The following is a 15,182-nucleotide window of genomic DNA, read 5'->3' as shown; positions in this document are numbered from 1 at the left end:
GGCCGGAGAGATGAACGTGACCACACCGATCACTCTGACGCAGGCAGAAACCGGTCTTCTGGACCGGTTCGATGCCGCGCGGGCGGGTCTTGCCGGGTCCGCGCCGGTGGCAGCGCTTCGGGCTGAGGCCGCCGCGCAGCTCCGGGCCAAGGGCCTGCCGCACCGCCGGGTCGAGGAGTACAAGTACTCTGACCTGCGCGCCTTCCTGAAGTCGGCTGCCCCGCTTGCCGCCGCTGTCACCGAGGCCGAGGCGAAGGCCGCCCTCGCGTCGGCCGGTCTCCTGGGCAACCTCGACCGCTTCCGCATTGTCATCGCCAACGGCACCTTCCTGCCTGGGCTCAGCGACGTGGCGGCGCTGGCCGCTGAAGGCGTCAGCGTCACGGATTTCAGCACGGCCCTGGCCGGTGAAGGTGGCGCTGCGCTGCTTGCCCAGCCGAAGTCGGCCGGGTCCGATGGCGTGCTGGCGCTCAACACCGCCTTCGTCCAGGGCGGCGTCGTCTTGTCCGTGAAGGCGGGGGCCGAGATCGCAAAGCCGGTCGAGCTGATCCAGATCGCCGTCAGCGAAGGCGCTCAGGTCACCCGCTGCCGCGTCGAGCTGGCTGAGGGCGCGCAGCTGCGTCTGATCGAGACCTTCGCCGGCAACGCCGGGGCAGGGGAGATCAACGCCGTTTTCGACTACGTCGTGGCCGACAAGGCCAAGCTTGCCTCGACCCGTCTTCTGACCAGCGAAGCGGCGGGCGCCGTGCTTGCCACCACCCTGTCGCGTCTTGGCGCGGAAGCCGAGCTGAAGACCCTCGGCTTCATCGCCGGTCCTGAGTTCGCCCGCAACCAGCAGTTCGTCGCTTTTGCCGGTGAACACTCCGAGGCCAAGATCTACGGCGTCTCGATGGCGCGCGGCAAGGCGCTCGCCGACCAGACCCTGATCGTCGACCATGCCGTGCCTCACTGCAACAGCCGTGAGTTCTTCAAGACCGTGCTCGACGGTGAGGCGCGCGGCGTCTATCAGGGCCGCATCAACGTGGCCCAGCACGCCCAGAAGACCGATGGCGAGATGATGACCCAGGCTCTGCTCCTTTCCGAAGGCGCGGAAATGGCCAACAAGCCTGAACTGGAAATCTTCGCCGACGACGTTATCTGTGCTCACGGTGCCACCTGCGGCCAGATCGACGAGGACCTGCTGTTCTATCTGCGCGCCCGTGGCATTCCGGAAGCGGAAGCCCGCACCCTCCTGGTGCTGGCCTTCCTGTCGGAAGCCATCGAGGAGTTCGGCGAGGACGACGTGACGGACGTTCTGGAACAGCGCGTGCGCGACTGGCTCGCAGTCGCCTGAGGCGCCGCAATCGCCCGTCCCGGCATCCGGCCGGGACAGGTTGGCTGAAACGATATCCGCTCCCGGCAGACGGCCGGGACGGGGGCTGGCAGGCAAAGCTCGCCCCACAAGAACCCTGGAGCAGGCGGCATGACGGTCGCGACGGCAACACTCGACAAGGCCTATGATGTCGAGACTATCCGCAAGGATTTCCCGATCCTGTCGCGGCAGGTCTATGGCAAGCCGCTGGTGTATCTCGACAACGGCGCCTCGGCCCAGAAGCCGCAGGCCGTAATCGACGCGATGGTGAAGGCGTACTCGAGTGAATATGCCAATGTTCACCGTGGCTTGCACTTTCTTTCAAATGCCGCGACTGAAGCGTATGAGGCCGCGCGCGAGACTGTCCGCCGCTTCCTCAACGCCGGCAGTGGCGACGAGATCATCTTCACCCGCTCCACCACCGAGGCGATCAATCTGGTCTCCTACGGCCTTGGGCCGGAGACATTCGGGCCGGGCGACGAGATCGTCCTGTCGATCATGGAGCACCACTCCAACATCGTGCCTTGGCACTTCCACCGCGAGCGCCATGGCGCGGTGCTGAGGTGGGTCTATGTGCGCGAGGACGGCTCCTTTGACCTCAACGCCTTCGAGGCGGCGCTGACCGACCGGACGAAACTGGTTGCCATCACCCACATGTCCAACGTGCTGGGCACGGTGGTGCCGGTGAAGGAGATCTGCCGGATCGCCCATGAGCGCGGCATCAAGGTACTGGTCGACGGCAGCCAGGCCGCCGTGCACATGCCGGTCGACGTGCGCGACATCGACTGCGACTTCTATGTCTTCACCGGCCACAAGGTCTACGGCCCGACCGGCATCGGTGTGCTCTACGGCAAGATGGATGCGCTGAAGGCCATGCGTCCGTTCTGCGGCGGCGGCGAGATGATCGCCGATGTCACCGAGGATGCGATCAGCTATGCCAATCCGCCGCATCGCTTCGAGGCCGGCACGCCGCCGATTGTCCAGGCCATCGGGCTGGGTGCCGCGCTGACCTACATGGAAAGCGTCGGCCGGGCCCGCATCGCCCGGCATGAGGCCGCGCTCCTCGATTATGCGACGGAGCGGCTGTCCGCGCTCAATTCCTTGCGCATTTTCGGCAGCGCGCCGGGCAAGGGCGCGATCATCGCCTTCGAAATGGAAGGTGCCCATGCCCATGACGTGGCCACGATCATCGACCGCTCCGGCGTCGCGGTCCGGGCGGGCACCCATTGTGCCCAGCCCTTGCTCGCCCGTTACGGCGTGACCTCCACCTGCCGCGCAAGCTTTGGCCTCTACAACACGTTCGAGGAAGTCGACGTGCTGGTCGAGGCGCTGCTGAAAGCCCAGAAGTTCTTTGCCTGAGGGACCCCCAATGGACGACACCTCCGCCGCAAGGCTTGACGCCTCGACCACCGCCGCAACGGCGCTGGACCTGACGACCGCCGGCATCCCCGAGGACGAGCTGGCGCGCCTCACCGACGATATCATTGCCGCCCTCAAGACGGTCTATGATCCGGAGATCCCCTGCGACATCTACGAGCTGGGCTTGATCTACAAGGTCGATATCGAGGATGACCGCTCGATCAAGGTCGACATGACCCTGACGGCACCGGGCTGCCCGGTCGCGGGCGAGATGCCGGGCTGGGTCGAGAACGCCATCGGCGCCGTCCCTGGCGTTGGTGCCGTGTCCGTGTCGATGGTCTTTGATCCGCCCTGGACTCCGGACCGCATGTCCGAAGAGGCGCGCGTAGCCCTGAACTGGTATTGAGACAGGTCTTTTGCATCCCGGCCAGCATCCCCATATACTGAGCCAGGACGCATGACAGAGGCGCAAGGCGCCGAAGGAAAACGGACGATGGCATCGGCCCGCAAGTTTCAGATCATGAAAGTCACCCCAGCTGCCGCCGGCCGCGTGCTGGAGCTGATGCAGGATGCAGACACGCCCAAGCTCGGCCTGCGCGTCGGCATCAAGAAGGGCGGCTGCGCGGGCATGGAATACACCATGTCGATGGTCGAGACCGCCGATCCGCGCGATGATGTCGTCGAGAGCGACGGGGCCCGGGTCTTCATCGATCCCTCGGCGGTCCTGTTCCTGATCGGCTCGGAGATGGATTTCGAAGTGACGAAGTTCCGTGCCGGCTTCGTCTTCCGCAATCCCAATGAGGTCTCTTCCTGCGGCTGCGGCGAATCCGTATCGCTGAAGGCGGCTGACCCCGCCGCGCTCGCGCTGTCCTGACGCTCCGGCCTTTTGCCTCTCCCTCTCGGACCTTTCCCATGTCCTTCTTTGACCGTCTGAAGTCGGCTGCACCGGATGACTGGTCAGCCTATGTTGACCATGCCTTTGTCCGCCAGATGGGCGACGGCACGCTGCCACAGGCGGCGTTCCGGCATTATCTGGTGCAGGACTACCTGTTCCTGATCCAGTTCGCCCGTGCCTATGCCCTCGCAATCTACAAGAGCCCGACGCTCGGTGACATGCGCCAGGCCCTCGGCGGGGTCAAGGCAATCCTCGACATGGAAATGGACTTGCATGTCGAGCTGTGTGCCGGCTGGGGCCTGTCGCGGCAGGATCTGGAGGCCGCCCGCGAGGAACGCCAGACCATGGCCTACACCCGCTTCGTGCTGGATGCCGGCGGGCAGGGCGATCTTCTCGACCTGATGGTCGCGCTGGCACCTTGCGTGCTGGGCTACGCGGAGATCGGGCGGACGCTGGCATCTCGCGCCGGCGGCGTTGATCCGGCCAATCCCTATGGCCGCTGGATCGAGGAATATGCCTCGGATGCCTATCAGGAGGTGGCGGCGGGCTTTGCCGACTGGCTCGACCGGATTGCCGGCCAATACGAGACACCGGCACGGCTCGCGAGGGTCACCCATCTCTTCGCACAGGCGAGCATTCTGGAAGCTGACTTCTGGCAGATGGGTCTGGATGCGGCCTGATCAGGCGACGCGCGTATCGTCCACGACGCCCTCATCGGCCTCGGACTTGACCCGGTTGCGCCCTTCGCGCTTGGCGGCATAGAGCGCCAAATCGGCGCGCGCGATCACGGTCTGCGACGAGTCGCCGGCCCGGAACTCGGACACGCCGATGGACATGGTAATGCGGCCGAGGTTCTCGCCCGTTGACCGCTTCACAAGTTCCTTCGAATAGACGGCCTTGCGGATATTCTCGGCTACTTCAAGAGCTGTCGTCATCGACGTGTTGGGAAGGATGATCGCGAATTCTTCGCCGCCGTAGCGGCACGCACAATCCTGACCCTTGACGTTCTGCTTCACAGCGAGCGCAACGAGACGAAGCACCTGGTCGCCGGTCTGGTGGCCATAGGTGTCGTTGAACTTCTTGAAATGATCGATGTCCGTGACAAGCAGCGCAAAAGGTTCGCCGCTGTCGGCAGCCGACGATACCGCTTTCTCGATCATCATGTCGAAATGACGCCGGTTGTTCAGCGTCGTCAGATCGTCGGTCAGCGACTCGTAGCGGATCGCTTCGAGATTTTCCTTGAGGGATTCGATCTGGCGCCGCGAATCGGTCAGCTGGCTTTCGAGGTTCTGGTTGGCAGCAACGGCTGCATGGGTGGCCTTTATCATGTGCGAGACGACAACCCGCAGCTTTTCCGGATCGGAAAGGTCCTTGAGCTTCTCGCTGGCGGTCTCGAGCGCCTCGCTATAGTCGGCGGTCGCATCGGTGCTGATGCGGATGGCGTCGACCAGATCCTGGACTTCCTCGGCAACCTTGGCACCGACCTCATCAATCCGGTCGCCGAGGCGATTTGGCGACAGGAACTTGGCATAGACTTTCTGCAGGTCATCGCTGCTGACACCACCCTTCAGAGTGATGATGTCATTGATTGCCCGGTTGAGCCCGTGATTGAAACCGGCTGAGTACGTGTACCAGAGTTCATAGTTGCGCGGGTAGGCCGGCAAGGAATTACGTCGGATATAGGAGAGCGCAGAGTCACCATACGCAATGGTGCGCTTGAAATCCTCATGATCCGACATGCCGAAATCCCGCATCTGCCATACCAGGCCACGCGACTGCGTAACCTGCCCACGCGCACAGCTTAACGTTGCAAGGTTTAAAGAGCCGTAAACCTAGGCGTTTTTATCAATGTTTGATACAAAACGTCGCGGCAGCTGGCAAGTAAACCTTGAGACGTCAGGAGGCCTTCTTGGCGCGAGGGTCACGCAACAAAAATGCAGGAACGTGATCACCAAGACCAATCACGGGTTCGTCATGGTCCTGGGACCGTTCCCGGCGGGGATTGCGGTCGCGCGGCGACCGTGACTGACGGGCCTGATAGTCGTCGCGAGGCTGCCGCTCTTCACGAGGCTGCCTGTCTTCACGTGGCTGCCTGTCTTCGCGTGGCTGCCGCTCTTCCCTCGGCTGGCGATCCTCACGCGGCTGGCGCGTCTCGGTCGCCCGTGCTTCGCGCGGTTGCCGTGCCTCAAACATGGGCTGCTCGTCGACACTTGCATCCTCTGCGGCAGCGTCTGTCCGAGGCTCGCTGCGGGGCTTGCGCACCCGTTCGCGGCGCGGCTTGGCCTCGGCCCCTTCTTCGCCCTCGACTGCCTTGCGAATGCGCGGCGTGCGTTCACGCAGCGTGCCGCGCTTCGGCTTTTCGCCACCACCGGCGCGGGCCGCCTTGCGGCGCTCCTTGCGTTCGGCGATCGCGGCTTCGAAGTCGAGCGGTTCGCCGAGCCAGTCGATGCTCTTGTCGATCAACTTCTCGATGGCAGCCAGATACTTGGCGTCATCTCCGCTGACCAGCGTATAGGAAACGCCAGTTCTGCCGGCGCGGCCGGTGCGGCCGATGCGGTGCACATAGTCTTCGGCATGGATCGGCACGTCAAAGTTGAAGACATGGCTGACGTCCGGAATGTCGAGACCACGTGCGGCAACATCACTGGCGACCAGCAGCTTCAGATTGCCCTTGCGGAAATTGTCGAGCATGGTCATGCGGGTACGCTGGTCCATGTCGCCATGCAGGGCGCCGACGTTGAAACCGTGCCGTTCCAGCGAGCGGAACAGGGTGGCGACATCGACCTTGCGGTTGCAGAACACGATGGCGTTCTGCAGGTCTTCCGCCTGAGCCAGCAGGTCGCGCAGTGTCTGGCGCTTCTCGTAGTCTTCGCCGCCGGTCGCCACCAGATACTGGGTGATTGTCGAGGACGTGGACGAGCGGGTCGAGACCTCGACCTTGGCCGGGTTCTGCAGGAAGGTTTCCGTCAGGCGCTGGATTTCCGGCGGCATGGTGGCCGAGAAGAACAGGGTCTGGCGCGTGAAGGGGATCAGTTTGCAGATGCGCTCGATGTCCGGGATGAAGCCCATGTCGAGCATGCGGTCGGCTTCGTCGATGACGAGGATCTCGACGCCCTGCAGCAGCAGCTTGCCGCGCTCGACGTGATCGAGCAGCCGGCCCGGAGTGGCGATCAGCACGTCGGCGCCGCGGTCAATCTTCTTGTCCTGGTCGCCGAAGGAGACGCCGCCGATCAGAAGGGCAACGTTCAGCTTGTGATTGACGCCGTATTTCTCGAAGTTTTCCTGCACCTGCGCCGCCAGTTCGCGCGTCGGCTCAAGGATCAGCGTGCGTGGCATGCGGGAGCGGGCCCGGCCCTTTTCCAGCTTGGTCAGCATCGGCAGGGTGAAAGAAGCCGTCTTTCCTGTCCCCGTCTGGGCGATGCCAAGGACATCCCGTCCTTCCAGGACGTAAGGGATGGCACCCTTCTGGATCGCGGTGGGCTCAGTATAACCGGATACGGCGACTGCCTGGAGAACTTTCTCGCTGAGGCCGAGCGTGTCGAAAGACATAAGTGAGTATGTCCACTTCTGGATCGCTAAGGAGGAGGGGAGACGTGGCTTGCACAAGTCTCCGCAATTGGCGCCAACCTACAGCCATGGCCCGGAGTGTCAATGTTTTCCTTGTGTTTCGGAGCGATTTGCCGCGCTTAAAGCTAACAGGACGCAACAACCTGGCCTCAGGCGAGGTCTTGCACTTCACCCTCACCAAAGTACTGGCGCAGATCCTGCGCATAGCGGCGCGCCAGCCGGTCGGCAAGAAGCCCCTGGGCCAAGTCCGCTGCCGCAGGCGGGGGGGCGGGAAAGTCGGGCAGGGGCGGCAGGACAGCGGCTGAGCCGGCTTTCTCCGCGACCAGGCTTTCCAGGCGCGGCCAGTCCCGGGCCAGTTGATCCGTTCGCAGGATGAGAGCGGTTCTTGTCTTGGTTTGCGCCAGGATGTCGGCCTGCGAGCGGAACAGGTTGTCGGCGCGCAGGTCACCGATCCTGCAGATCCGGTGCACGAACTGGGACAGGCCCATGCCGGGCGTAAACCCATGCCGGACATAGAAGGTTGGCAGGGGCTTTTGCGACCCAATCAGCAGGTCATAGGCGGCCGCAATCCGTTCAGCGGGCCGCTGCACGAAGGCGAAAACGACAATATCGGGATACCGGCGGTGCAGTTCCCGGCCGGTCAGGAGTTCGACTTCGTCAAACCAGCCGCTGTCCTCGCTGCCGCCGCCAAGGGCGGCAAGCACCGGGCGTGCGATCATCTGCGGCAAGCCCGGAACCCTCGCATAGGCGAGCCGGGCGCCCGGCAGCACAAGGTAATGGTGGTTGCGCAGGGGACGTCGTACCCGGTCATAGACGGAATAGACGCTTTGCAGCATGAACACACACTCCCACCCCGCAGCCACACACAGTGGTCCGCATGCAAGGCGGTAGCGGATCGCCTCCCTCCGGTCAATCCGGATAACTCGAGATGCGTCGTTCCGAGCCCAGCCAGGCGGATCGTCAGATATCCAGGTCCTGGGCGAATTCCGCCCGGTCCTGGATGAACCGGAACCGCGCCTCCGGCTTGTTGCCCATCAGCTGTTCGACGGCCTCGCGCGTGCCTTCCTCATCGCCCTCGACCACGGCGACCTTGAGGAGCGTGCGCTTGGACGGATCCATGGTGGTCTCTTTCAGCTGGGACGGCAGCATTTCACCAAGGCCCTTGAAGCGGCCGACTTCTACCTTTCCCTTGCCCTTGAACACGGTGGCGAGCAACTCGTCCTTATGCGCATCCGTTCGGGCGTAGATCGTCTTGCCGCCCTGGGTCAGCCGGTAGAGCGGCGGCACCGCAAGGTACAGATGCCCGTTGCGGATCAGCTCCGGCATTTCCTGATAGAAGAAGGTGATCAGCAGCGAGGCAATATGGGCGCCGTCGACGTCGGCGTCGGTCATGATGATGATCTTCTCGTAGCGAAGATCCGGATCCTTGTAATGCGACCGCGTGCCGGCACCCAGCGCCTGCACGAGGTCGGCCAGTTGCTGGTTGGCGGCCAGCTTGTCGCGGCCGGCGTTGGCGACATTGAGGATCTTGCCGCGCAAGGGAAGCACCGCCTGGTTCATGCGGTTGCGCGCCTGCTTGGCCGAGCCACCGGCCGAGTCGCCCTCGACGATGAACAGCTCCGTGCCATCCGCCTGGTTGGCCGAGCAGTCGGCAAGCTTGCCGGGCAGCCGCAGCTTGCGCACCGCCGTCTTGCGGGCAACGTCTTTTTCCTGGCGCCGGCGCAGCCGTTCCTCGGCCCGGTCGATCACCCATTCCAGGATTTTGTTGGCCTGGGTCGGCGAGGCGGCGAGCCAATGATCGAAAGCGTCGCGCAGGGCATTCTCGGTGATGCGCGTTGCCTCGTTGGTCGCCAGCCTATCCTTGGTCTGGCCGACGAACTCCGGTTCGCGAATGAACACCGACAACATGCCCGCCGCCGACGTCATGACATCGTCAGACGTCAGGATCGCGGCCTTCTTGTTGCCAACGAGATCAGCATAGCCCTTGAGGCCGCGCAGCAGTGCATAGCGCAGGCCGGCCTCATGGGTGCCGCCCTCGGGCGTGGTGACCGTGTTGCAATAGGACGACAGGAAGCCATCCCCGGCAAACCAGGTCACGGCCCATTCGACGGAGCCATGCTTGCCCGGCTGGCCGACCTTGCCGGCAAAGATGTCGTCGATCACCTTGCGCTCTGTGCCGAGGCGCTCCGACAGGAAGTCCTTGAGCCCGCCTGGAAAGTGGAACACGGCCTCGGCCGGCGTCTTGTCCTTGTCACCGATCAGCGCCGGATCACAATGCCAGCGGATCTCGACGCCGCCGAACAGATAGGCCTTGGACCGGGCGACGCGCAAAAGCCGCGCCGGTTCAAACCGGGCCTCCTTGCCGAAGATCTGCCAGTCCGGCTTGAAACGCACCAGCGTGCCTCGGCGGTTCTGCACGTCGCCGACAAGTTCCAGCGGCCCGACCGGTCGGCCGCGCTGGAAGGTCTGGCGGTAGAGCTTGCGTGCCCGCGCAACCTCGACAACCATTTCCTCCGACAACGCGTTGACCACTGACGAACCGACGCCATGCAGGCCGCCCGAGGCCTCATAGACCTTGCTGTCGAACTTTCCGCCCGCATGCAGCGTCGTCATGATGATTTCGAGGGCCGACTTGTCCTTGAACTTCGGATGCGGATCGACAGGAATGCCACGACCGTTGTCGATGACGGTGATGAAGCCTTCAGCGTCGAGCGAGACATCGATCCAGGTCGCATGGCCGGCAACTGCCTCGTCCATCGAATTGTCGATGATCTCGGCGAAGAGATGATGCAGCGCCTTTTCGTCGGTGCCGCCGATATACATGCCCGGACGCCGCCGGACCGGCTCTAGCCCCTCCAGCACCTCGATGTCGGCTGCAGTGTAGTCTTCGCCGGCGGCGGCCTTTGGTTCGGCGCGTCCGGCGGCAGGCTTGTCCTGCGGCACCGGCTTCAGCACGGAAGCCGCGGGCTTGGCCGGCGGGGAGACGGCAGACTGTCCCGTTGCAGCTGCCGGAGCCTGGGCGGCGGCGATCTGCTGTCGGGCGAAAAGATCCTTGTCTGCGTTCATCGATCCAGCTGACCTGTCATGCAATCTCGTGAAAGGGCATCGCTTTTTGAGGCCCGGTGCAGCGCCTTATGCGCCCAAGCCGATTCGCGGTCAATTGTCTCAGCCCGCAACCGGGTCGCCTAGCCTTTGGTCCCTGTGGATCGGCAAAATCTGTGAAGCACTGCTTTTGATCTGCGCTCGCAACTGAATTTCAACCGGTCTGTGGTTTTCTTGGCGCATCGGCCTTTGTGCCGGTCCAGGGGATGGAAACTCAAATATTCGGGGAGGCACTCGTGGCCCGTTCTTTCAGCCTGCGCGCGGTGCGTGCGCGGATCGATCTCGTCTGTGCCGGAGTTTTGATGGTTTGCGCGGCATTCACTTTGGTTGCCGGCTAGCGGAAACGCAAAGTTGTGGCGCGGCTGCAACAGCCAATGGACAACAGTTGCGCTAGAACCGAACCAGGCAAAACTTGCCGCTGTTCGGCCACGATTGGGTAGCACCGCTGGCAGGGAGCAGTTGGCAGGGTAGGTGGGATGACGCGATCACGGTCAAGTCGTCCTGCTAGGCGATATCATGGCAGGGCAGTTGCGTTACCGGACGGGGCGGGAGCGCGATACGCCATGAGAGCAAGACAGGGGTAAAGGCGTGCGCGTATCGACTGGTGCGAGCGTTCAGGATGGAGGCAGCCTCATCGTGAGGATGTCCCCGATTCGCCACAATCCGGGCGACCTTGGCCCAAGTGCCGCCGAAATGATTGCCTACACTTTAAGAAATTCGGCCGAGCAGTCCTCTTTCCGGTCTGGAAAAGTCTCGAGTGCACCGGCCGGTCGGCTGGCTGTGCTTGCAAGGCGGGGTCGGCCGCAGTCGCGCCGCTCCGAAGCAGGTTCCGTCATCATGCGCAGCATGCAGTGTCTTGTGGTTTTAGGTCTCTATCTGGCACTACCGGCGCCGGCGTTCGCCTTTGACGGCACGCCCGCGCGCAATGAGCAGATCACGCCGGAAAAGATGACAGCCAGCGAGGCGCTGCGCCTGGGCGCCAAGAAATATTATGCCGGTGACAAGCGCGCCGCGCTCGATTCCCTGCGCTATGCCGCCGAAAACGGCCAGCCAATGGCCGCCTGGAAGCTTGGCCGCATGTATGCCGAAGGTGACGGCGTTACGGAAGATGACTTCAAGGCTTTTGAATATTATAGTCAGGTTGTCAGCTTGCACGGCGAAGACAGCCCGTCATCGCCGCAAGCTCCCTTTGTTGCCAGTGCCTTTGTCGCGCTCGGGAATTACTATCTGACCGGCATCAAGAACTCTTCGGTCAAGGCCAACCAGGCCCGGGCCCGGCAGATCTTTACCCATGCTGCGTCCTATTATGGCGATGCTGAAGCGCAATATGCCTTGGGGCGCCTCTATCGTCAGAACAACGAATTGCTCGCCGTCCGCTGGTTCAATCTCGCGGCCATCAAGGGGCATGTCGGCGCTCAGGCGCTTCTGGGCGAGACCCTGTTCAACCTTGGCTCGGCCGAAGGCAACCGCGAACGCGGCCTGATGTGGCTTACCATTGCCCGCTCGCATGCCGGTCTTGATCCAGAGACGCGCTGGGTCGTCGATTTGCAGGAGCAGTATTTCGCGCTGGCGGATGAGGATGTCCGCCGAGTGGCCGCCAAGAAGGCTGAGGCCTGGATCGCCCGCAATGGCACGGCGACCGCGACCACTGCGTCGTCCCTGCAACTCCAGTAGACAAACCCGCCGCGTCGTCAGGCTTGCGACCGCATCGACCTGGCTTTGCCCGCGATCACCGGGCCCAAAGGGCTAGGGAGAGCGCCAGCGTGCCCGTTTCGTTGAGGGGGCCCGTGTCGTCGAGGGTGATGGGCTGCACCGCCGTGCTGGCAAGCGCGCAGGGCGCGTCGCTGAATTTCCAGGATGTGTTGTTGAGCACCATCACGCATTGCGCCATGCGGGGACCCTTGGGACCGCGCAGGCAAATGGTGGTGCCGAGTTCATGATCGATCCCCTGTGCCCGGCAGATGCAGGATCCCGTGCTGCTGGCGACGCCCGTTGACACAGGCAGCAGACCCGTCGACCCGGGCAACAGGGCGCTGGAGGCATTCGTCTCTGCCACCATGCAGAAAGCCAGCAGCTGCAAGGTCGCCGCAACCGGCCAGAGCCGCCCGAAAGCCGCCGTCCGCGATTGGAAATGCCCTGTCTGCTGTGTGATCATGGTCAGAACCCCCGCCACAACCCGGACATGTTAACACGTCGTCAGCTTTTGTGAAGGCGGCGGCCCTCCAGCGGCGCCATCGGGAAGGCCGGTCGTCGGGCAGTCGTGCCCAAACTGCCGCCAGGCACCTCAGGCAGCGAGATCGACCCAGACCGGAACGTGATCCGAGGGCTTCTCCCAGCCGCGCACATGGGCATCGATGCCTGTTCCCCGCATCAGGTCGGTGGCCTGCGGCGACAGCAGGATGTGATCGATGCGGATGCCGTTGTTCTTCTGCCAAGCGCCGGCCTGATAATCCCAGAACGTATAGGTGCCGGCCGCATCTGTCGTTGCCCGGATCGCCTCGGTGAAACCGAGATTGAGCAGGGCACGGAACCGGCTGCGGCTTTCCGGCTGGAACAGGGCGTCTCCCAGCCAGTCCTGCGGCGAGCGGGCGTCCTCGGGCTGCGGGATGACATTGTAGTCGCCAAGCAGAACAAAGGGCATCTCCTCGGTCAGGCGGCCGTGTGCATGGGCAATCAGCCGGTCCATCCAGGCGAGCTTGTAGGGGAACTTTTCGGTGCCGAGCGGATTGCCGTTCGGCAGATACAGGCATCCGACCCGGACAGCGCCCTTGGCCGTCGACACGGTTGCCTCGATGAAACGGGCCTGCTCGTCGCTGTCATCGCCCGGCAGCCCCCGCTGGACATCCTCCAGCGGCAGCCGCGACAGGATGGCGACGCCGTTGAAGCCTTTCTGGCCATGGGTGGCAACGTGATAGCCGAGGTCCTCGAAAGCGCCGGCCGGAAACCCTTCATCGACCGACTTGATCTCCTGCAGGCAGGCAATGTCCGGCTTGGCTTCCGCAAACCAGGCCAGGGCCGTTTCGAGGCGTGCCTTGACGCCGTTGATGTTCCACGTTGCGATTTTCATCGGGCGTCCGGCTTTCGGGTTTCACTTGGGCTCAGTGGTATCAGCCGGACGGTCAGATGGTAAAGCTGGTGCCGCAGCCGCAGCCGGATACCGCGTTGGGATTGCGGATCTGGAACGACTGTCCCATCAGGTCATCGACGAAATCGATCTCGGCACCGTCCATGTACTGAAGAGACACCGAATCCACCAGCACCGTGGCCCCTTCGCCCTCCAGCACCAGATCGTCGGCCTCGCGTTCGCTCACGATGTCATATTTGTATTGGAGGCCCGAGCAGCCGCCGCCCTCGACGCTGACGCGCAGCATTGCCCCGGGGGCCTCGCCGGACAGGATCTTGGCCACCCGCCGCGCTGCCTTCACGCTGAGCGTGACGGGCCGGACGTGGGTCGAATCGTCGGTGGATACGGTCATGTCGATCGTCCTTCGATAGGTCAGGAACGGCGCAGGTTCCAGGTCAGGGGGCGGCTCCGGCTTTCGCTTTGGCCGCAGGATGGCGGATTCTTGCGCGGTTGCACCGGATCCCGCCGCCTTTCCCCGTTGCGCCATGGTTGTCTTCATAGGTATGTACGCGAGGGCCGCACGTCAATTGTCCAGGCATCCGGCCGAGCCAGGGAGCGAAGGGAAGATGACCACGGCAACATTGGGCTATGGCGCACAGGAGCGGGCCATCTATGCTCAGGATCCGGGGCAGAGCCGGGGGCGCCTGCATCCCGAGCCGGAAAGCCCGACCCGTACGCCCTTCCAGCGCGACCGTGACCGGATCATCCACTCGACCGCCTTCCGCCGCCTGAAGCACAAGACCCAGGTCTTTGTCTATCACGAAGGCGACCACTACAGGACCCGGCTGACCCACACCATCGAGGTGTCCCAGATCGCCCGCTCGCTTGCCCGCGCCCTGCGGCTCGATGAAGATCTCGCCGAATGCCTCGCCCTTGCGCATGACCTTGGCCACACCCCCTTCGGCCACGAGGGCGAGGATGTCATGCATGAATGCATGGCGCCCTTCGGCGGCTTTGACCACAACGCCCAGTCCCTGCGAGTCGTAACGGCGCTCGAACACCGTTATGCCGAATTCGACGGGCTGAATCTTGCCTGGGAAACGCTGGAAGGCCTCGTCAAGCACAATGGCCCGCTGGTCGATGCCGCCGGCGCGCCGCTCGGCAAATTCAGGAACAGCGAACTGCCTTTCGCCATCCGTACCTATGCCGAGAAGCAGGACCTGATGCTGGGCACCTGGCCGAGCGCCGAGGCGCAGGCCGCCGCCATTGCCGATGACATTGCCTATGACGCCCATGACCTTGACGACGGCTTGCGCGCCCGGCTGTTCAAGGTCGAGGACATTGCCGAAGTGCCGTTCCTCGCCGGCATCCTCGAGGAAGTCGACAGCCGCTATCCCGGTCTGGAGGAGCAGCGGCGCATCCACGAGATCGTCCGCCGGCAGATTACCCGCATGGTTGAGGATGTGATCGGGGAGGGCATTCGCCGGATCGAGGCGCTGAAGCCGCAAAGCGTCGAGGACATCCGCGCCGCCGGCCATTGCGTTGTCGGTTTCTCCGCCGCAATGGCGGACGCCGAGCGGCAGGTGAAGAAATTCCTGTTTGCCCGCATGTACCGGCATCCGGATGTGCTGGCAGTGCGCAAGTTGGTGGCACGCATTGTCCGCGAATTGTTCAGCCACTACATGCAGCAGCCCGATGACATGCCGCGTGAATGGGCGCAAGGCATGGCGAGCCTTGCCGGGGCAGACCGGGCCCGCCGCGTCTGCGACTTCATCGCCGGCATGACCGACCGCTACGCCATCGAGGAACACCGACGGCTGTTTGACGATACGCCGGAATTGGGCTAG

General features: G+C 63.6%; 14 protein-coding genes. 7 read left to right on the top strand and 7 right to left on the bottom strand.

Translation table 11 applies throughout. The features are described 5' to 3' along the window. The first annotated feature begins 10 nt into the window (after positions 1–10). The 5 genes from sufD (at position 11) to tenA (ending at position 4,282) form a co-directional block, all read left to right on the top strand. Entirely contained in the window at positions 11–1,330 is a 1,320-nt protein-coding gene (sufD, locus tag C8348_RS10070; RefSeq protein ID WP_106753203.1) for a Fe-S cluster assembly protein SufD, read from the top strand. A gap of 129 nt (positions 1,331–1,459) precedes the next feature. Further along, positions 1,460–2,707, top strand: a complete 1,248-nt coding sequence (locus tag C8348_RS10065) for a cysteine desulfurase (RefSeq protein WP_106753202.1) — start codon at positions 1,460–1,462, stop codon at positions 2,705–2,707. A gap of 10 nt (positions 2,708–2,717) precedes the next feature. Continuing rightward, entirely contained in the window at positions 2,718–3,113 is a 396-nt protein-coding gene (locus C8348_RS10060) for an SUF system Fe-S cluster assembly protein (protein ID WP_106753201.1), read from the top strand. An 87-nt stretch (positions 3,114–3,200) separates the two neighbouring features. Then, on the top strand, positions 3,201–3,581 hold the full coding sequence (locus C8348_RS10055) for a HesB/IscA family protein (protein ID WP_106753200.1): 381 nt from the start codon (positions 3,201–3,203) through the stop codon (positions 3,579–3,581). A gap of 38 nt (positions 3,582–3,619) precedes the next feature. Continuing rightward, positions 3,620–4,282 carry a thiaminase II gene (gene tenA, locus C8348_RS10050; RefSeq protein ID WP_106753199.1) on the top strand — a complete coding sequence of 221 codons (663 nt, stop codon included), beginning with the start codon at positions 3,620–3,622 and terminating at the stop codon, positions 4,280–4,282. On the opposite strand, the gene C8348_RS10045 is transcribed toward tenA, so the two are convergent. From C8348_RS10045 to parE, 4 genes are all read right to left on the bottom strand, one after another. Continuing rightward, entirely contained in the window at positions 4,283–5,341 is a 1,059-nt protein-coding gene (locus C8348_RS10045) for a GGDEF domain-containing protein (protein ID WP_106753198.1), read from the bottom strand. Positions 5,342–5,498: 157 nt separating this feature from the next. Next, entirely contained in the window at positions 5,499–7,151 is a 1,653-nt protein-coding gene (locus C8348_RS10040) for a DEAD/DEAH box helicase (RefSeq protein WP_106753197.1), read from the bottom strand. A gap of 167 nt (positions 7,152–7,318) precedes the next feature. After that, positions 7,319–8,005: a sulfotransferase family protein gene (locus C8348_RS10035; protein ID WP_106753196.1), complete on the bottom strand. Its 687-nt coding sequence runs from the start codon at positions 8,003–8,005 to the stop codon at positions 7,319–7,321. Between the two features lie 124 nt (positions 8,006–8,129). After that, the gene (gene parE / locus C8348_RS10030) at positions 8,130–10,235 is read right to left on the bottom strand and encodes a DNA topoisomerase IV subunit B (protein WP_106753195.1); all 2,106 of its coding nucleotides are present in this window, start codon (positions 10,233–10,235) and stop codon (positions 8,130–8,132) included. 873 nt (positions 10,236–11,108) lie between these two features. Between parE and C8348_RS10025 the strand changes: the two genes are divergently transcribed. Continuing rightward, entirely contained in the window at positions 11,109–11,945 is an 837-nt protein-coding gene (locus C8348_RS10025) for a tetratricopeptide repeat protein (RefSeq protein WP_106753357.1), read from the top strand. Between the two features lie 55 nt (positions 11,946–12,000). Here C8348_RS10025 and C8348_RS10020 read toward each other — a convergent pair whose 3' ends face one another. From C8348_RS10020 to erpA, 3 genes are all read right to left on the bottom strand, one after another. Beyond that, positions 12,001–12,426: a hypothetical protein gene (locus C8348_RS10020; protein WP_106753194.1), complete on the bottom strand. Its 426-nt coding sequence runs from the start codon at positions 12,424–12,426 to the stop codon at positions 12,001–12,003. 129 nt (positions 12,427–12,555) lie between these two features. Next, entirely contained in the window at positions 12,556–13,338 is a 783-nt protein-coding gene (gene xth, locus C8348_RS10015; RefSeq protein WP_106753193.1) for an exodeoxyribonuclease III, read from the bottom strand. 52 nt (positions 13,339–13,390) lie between these two features. Continuing rightward, the gene (gene erpA / locus C8348_RS10010) at positions 13,391–13,747 is read right to left on the bottom strand and encodes an iron-sulfur cluster insertion protein ErpA (RefSeq protein WP_106753356.1); all 357 of its coding nucleotides are present in this window, start codon (positions 13,745–13,747) and stop codon (positions 13,391–13,393) included. Between the two features lie 214 nt (positions 13,748–13,961). Between erpA and C8348_RS10005 the strand changes: the two genes are divergently transcribed. After that, on the top strand, positions 13,962–15,182 hold the full coding sequence (locus C8348_RS10005) for a deoxyguanosinetriphosphate triphosphohydrolase (RefSeq protein WP_106753192.1): 1,221 nt from the start codon (positions 13,962–13,964) through the stop codon (positions 15,180–15,182).

Origin of the sequence: Pannonibacter carbonis, assembly GCF_003012935.1 — a bacterium.
GTDB classification, from domain to species: domain Bacteria; phylum Pseudomonadota; class Alphaproteobacteria; order Rhizobiales; family Stappiaceae; genus Pannonibacter; species Pannonibacter carbonis.
The sequence above is the reverse complement of the archived record's forward strand: the minus strand, read 5'-3'. Positions and strand labels throughout refer to the sequence as shown.

Excerpts from the sequence above, each read along its gene's own strand:
- tenA (WP_106753199.1), top strand. The coding sequence starts at position 3,620 with ATGTCCTTCTTTGACCGTCTGAAGTCGGCTGCACCGGATGACTGGTCA.
- C8348_RS10020 (WP_106753194.1), bottom strand. The coding sequence starts at position 12,426 with ATGATCACACAGCAGACAGGGCATTTCCAATCGCGGACGGCGGCTTTC.
- C8348_RS10040 (WP_106753197.1), bottom strand. The coding sequence starts at position 7,151 with ATGTCTTTCGACACGCTCGGCCTCAGCGAGAAAGTTCTCCAGGCAGTC.
- C8348_RS10045 (WP_106753198.1), bottom strand. The coding sequence starts at position 5,341 with ATGTCGGATCATGAGGATTTCAAGCGCACCATTGCGTATGGTGACTCT.
- C8348_RS10025 (WP_106753357.1), top strand. The coding sequence starts at position 11,109 with ATGCGCAGCATGCAGTGTCTTGTGGTTTTAGGTCTCTATCTGGCACTA.
- sufD (WP_106753203.1), top strand. The coding sequence starts at position 11 with ATGAACGTGACCACACCGATCACTCTGACGCAGGCAGAAACCGGTCTT.
- parE (WP_106753195.1), bottom strand. The coding sequence starts at position 10,235 with ATGAACGCAGACAAGGATCTTTTCGCCCGACAGCAGATCGCCGCCGCC.
- C8348_RS10065 (WP_106753202.1), top strand. The coding sequence starts at position 1,460 with ATGACGGTCGCGACGGCAACACTCGACAAGGCCTATGATGTCGAGACT.
- xth (WP_106753193.1), bottom strand. The coding sequence starts at position 13,338 with ATGAAAATCGCAACGTGGAACATCAACGGCGTCAAGGCACGCCTCGAA.
- erpA (WP_106753356.1), bottom strand. The coding sequence starts at position 13,747 with ATGACCGTATCCACCGACGATTCGACCCACGTCCGGCCCGTCACGCTC.
- C8348_RS10035 (WP_106753196.1), bottom strand. The coding sequence starts at position 8,005 with ATGCTGCAAAGCGTCTATTCCGTCTATGACCGGGTACGACGTCCCCTG.
- C8348_RS10060 (WP_106753201.1), top strand. The coding sequence starts at position 2,718 with ATGGACGACACCTCCGCCGCAAGGCTTGACGCCTCGACCACCGCCGCA.
- C8348_RS10005 (WP_106753192.1), top strand. The coding sequence starts at position 13,962 with ATGACCACGGCAACATTGGGCTATGGCGCACAGGAGCGGGCCATCTAT.
- C8348_RS10055 (WP_106753200.1), top strand. The coding sequence starts at position 3,201 with ATGGCATCGGCCCGCAAGTTTCAGATCATGAAAGTCACCCCAGCTGCC.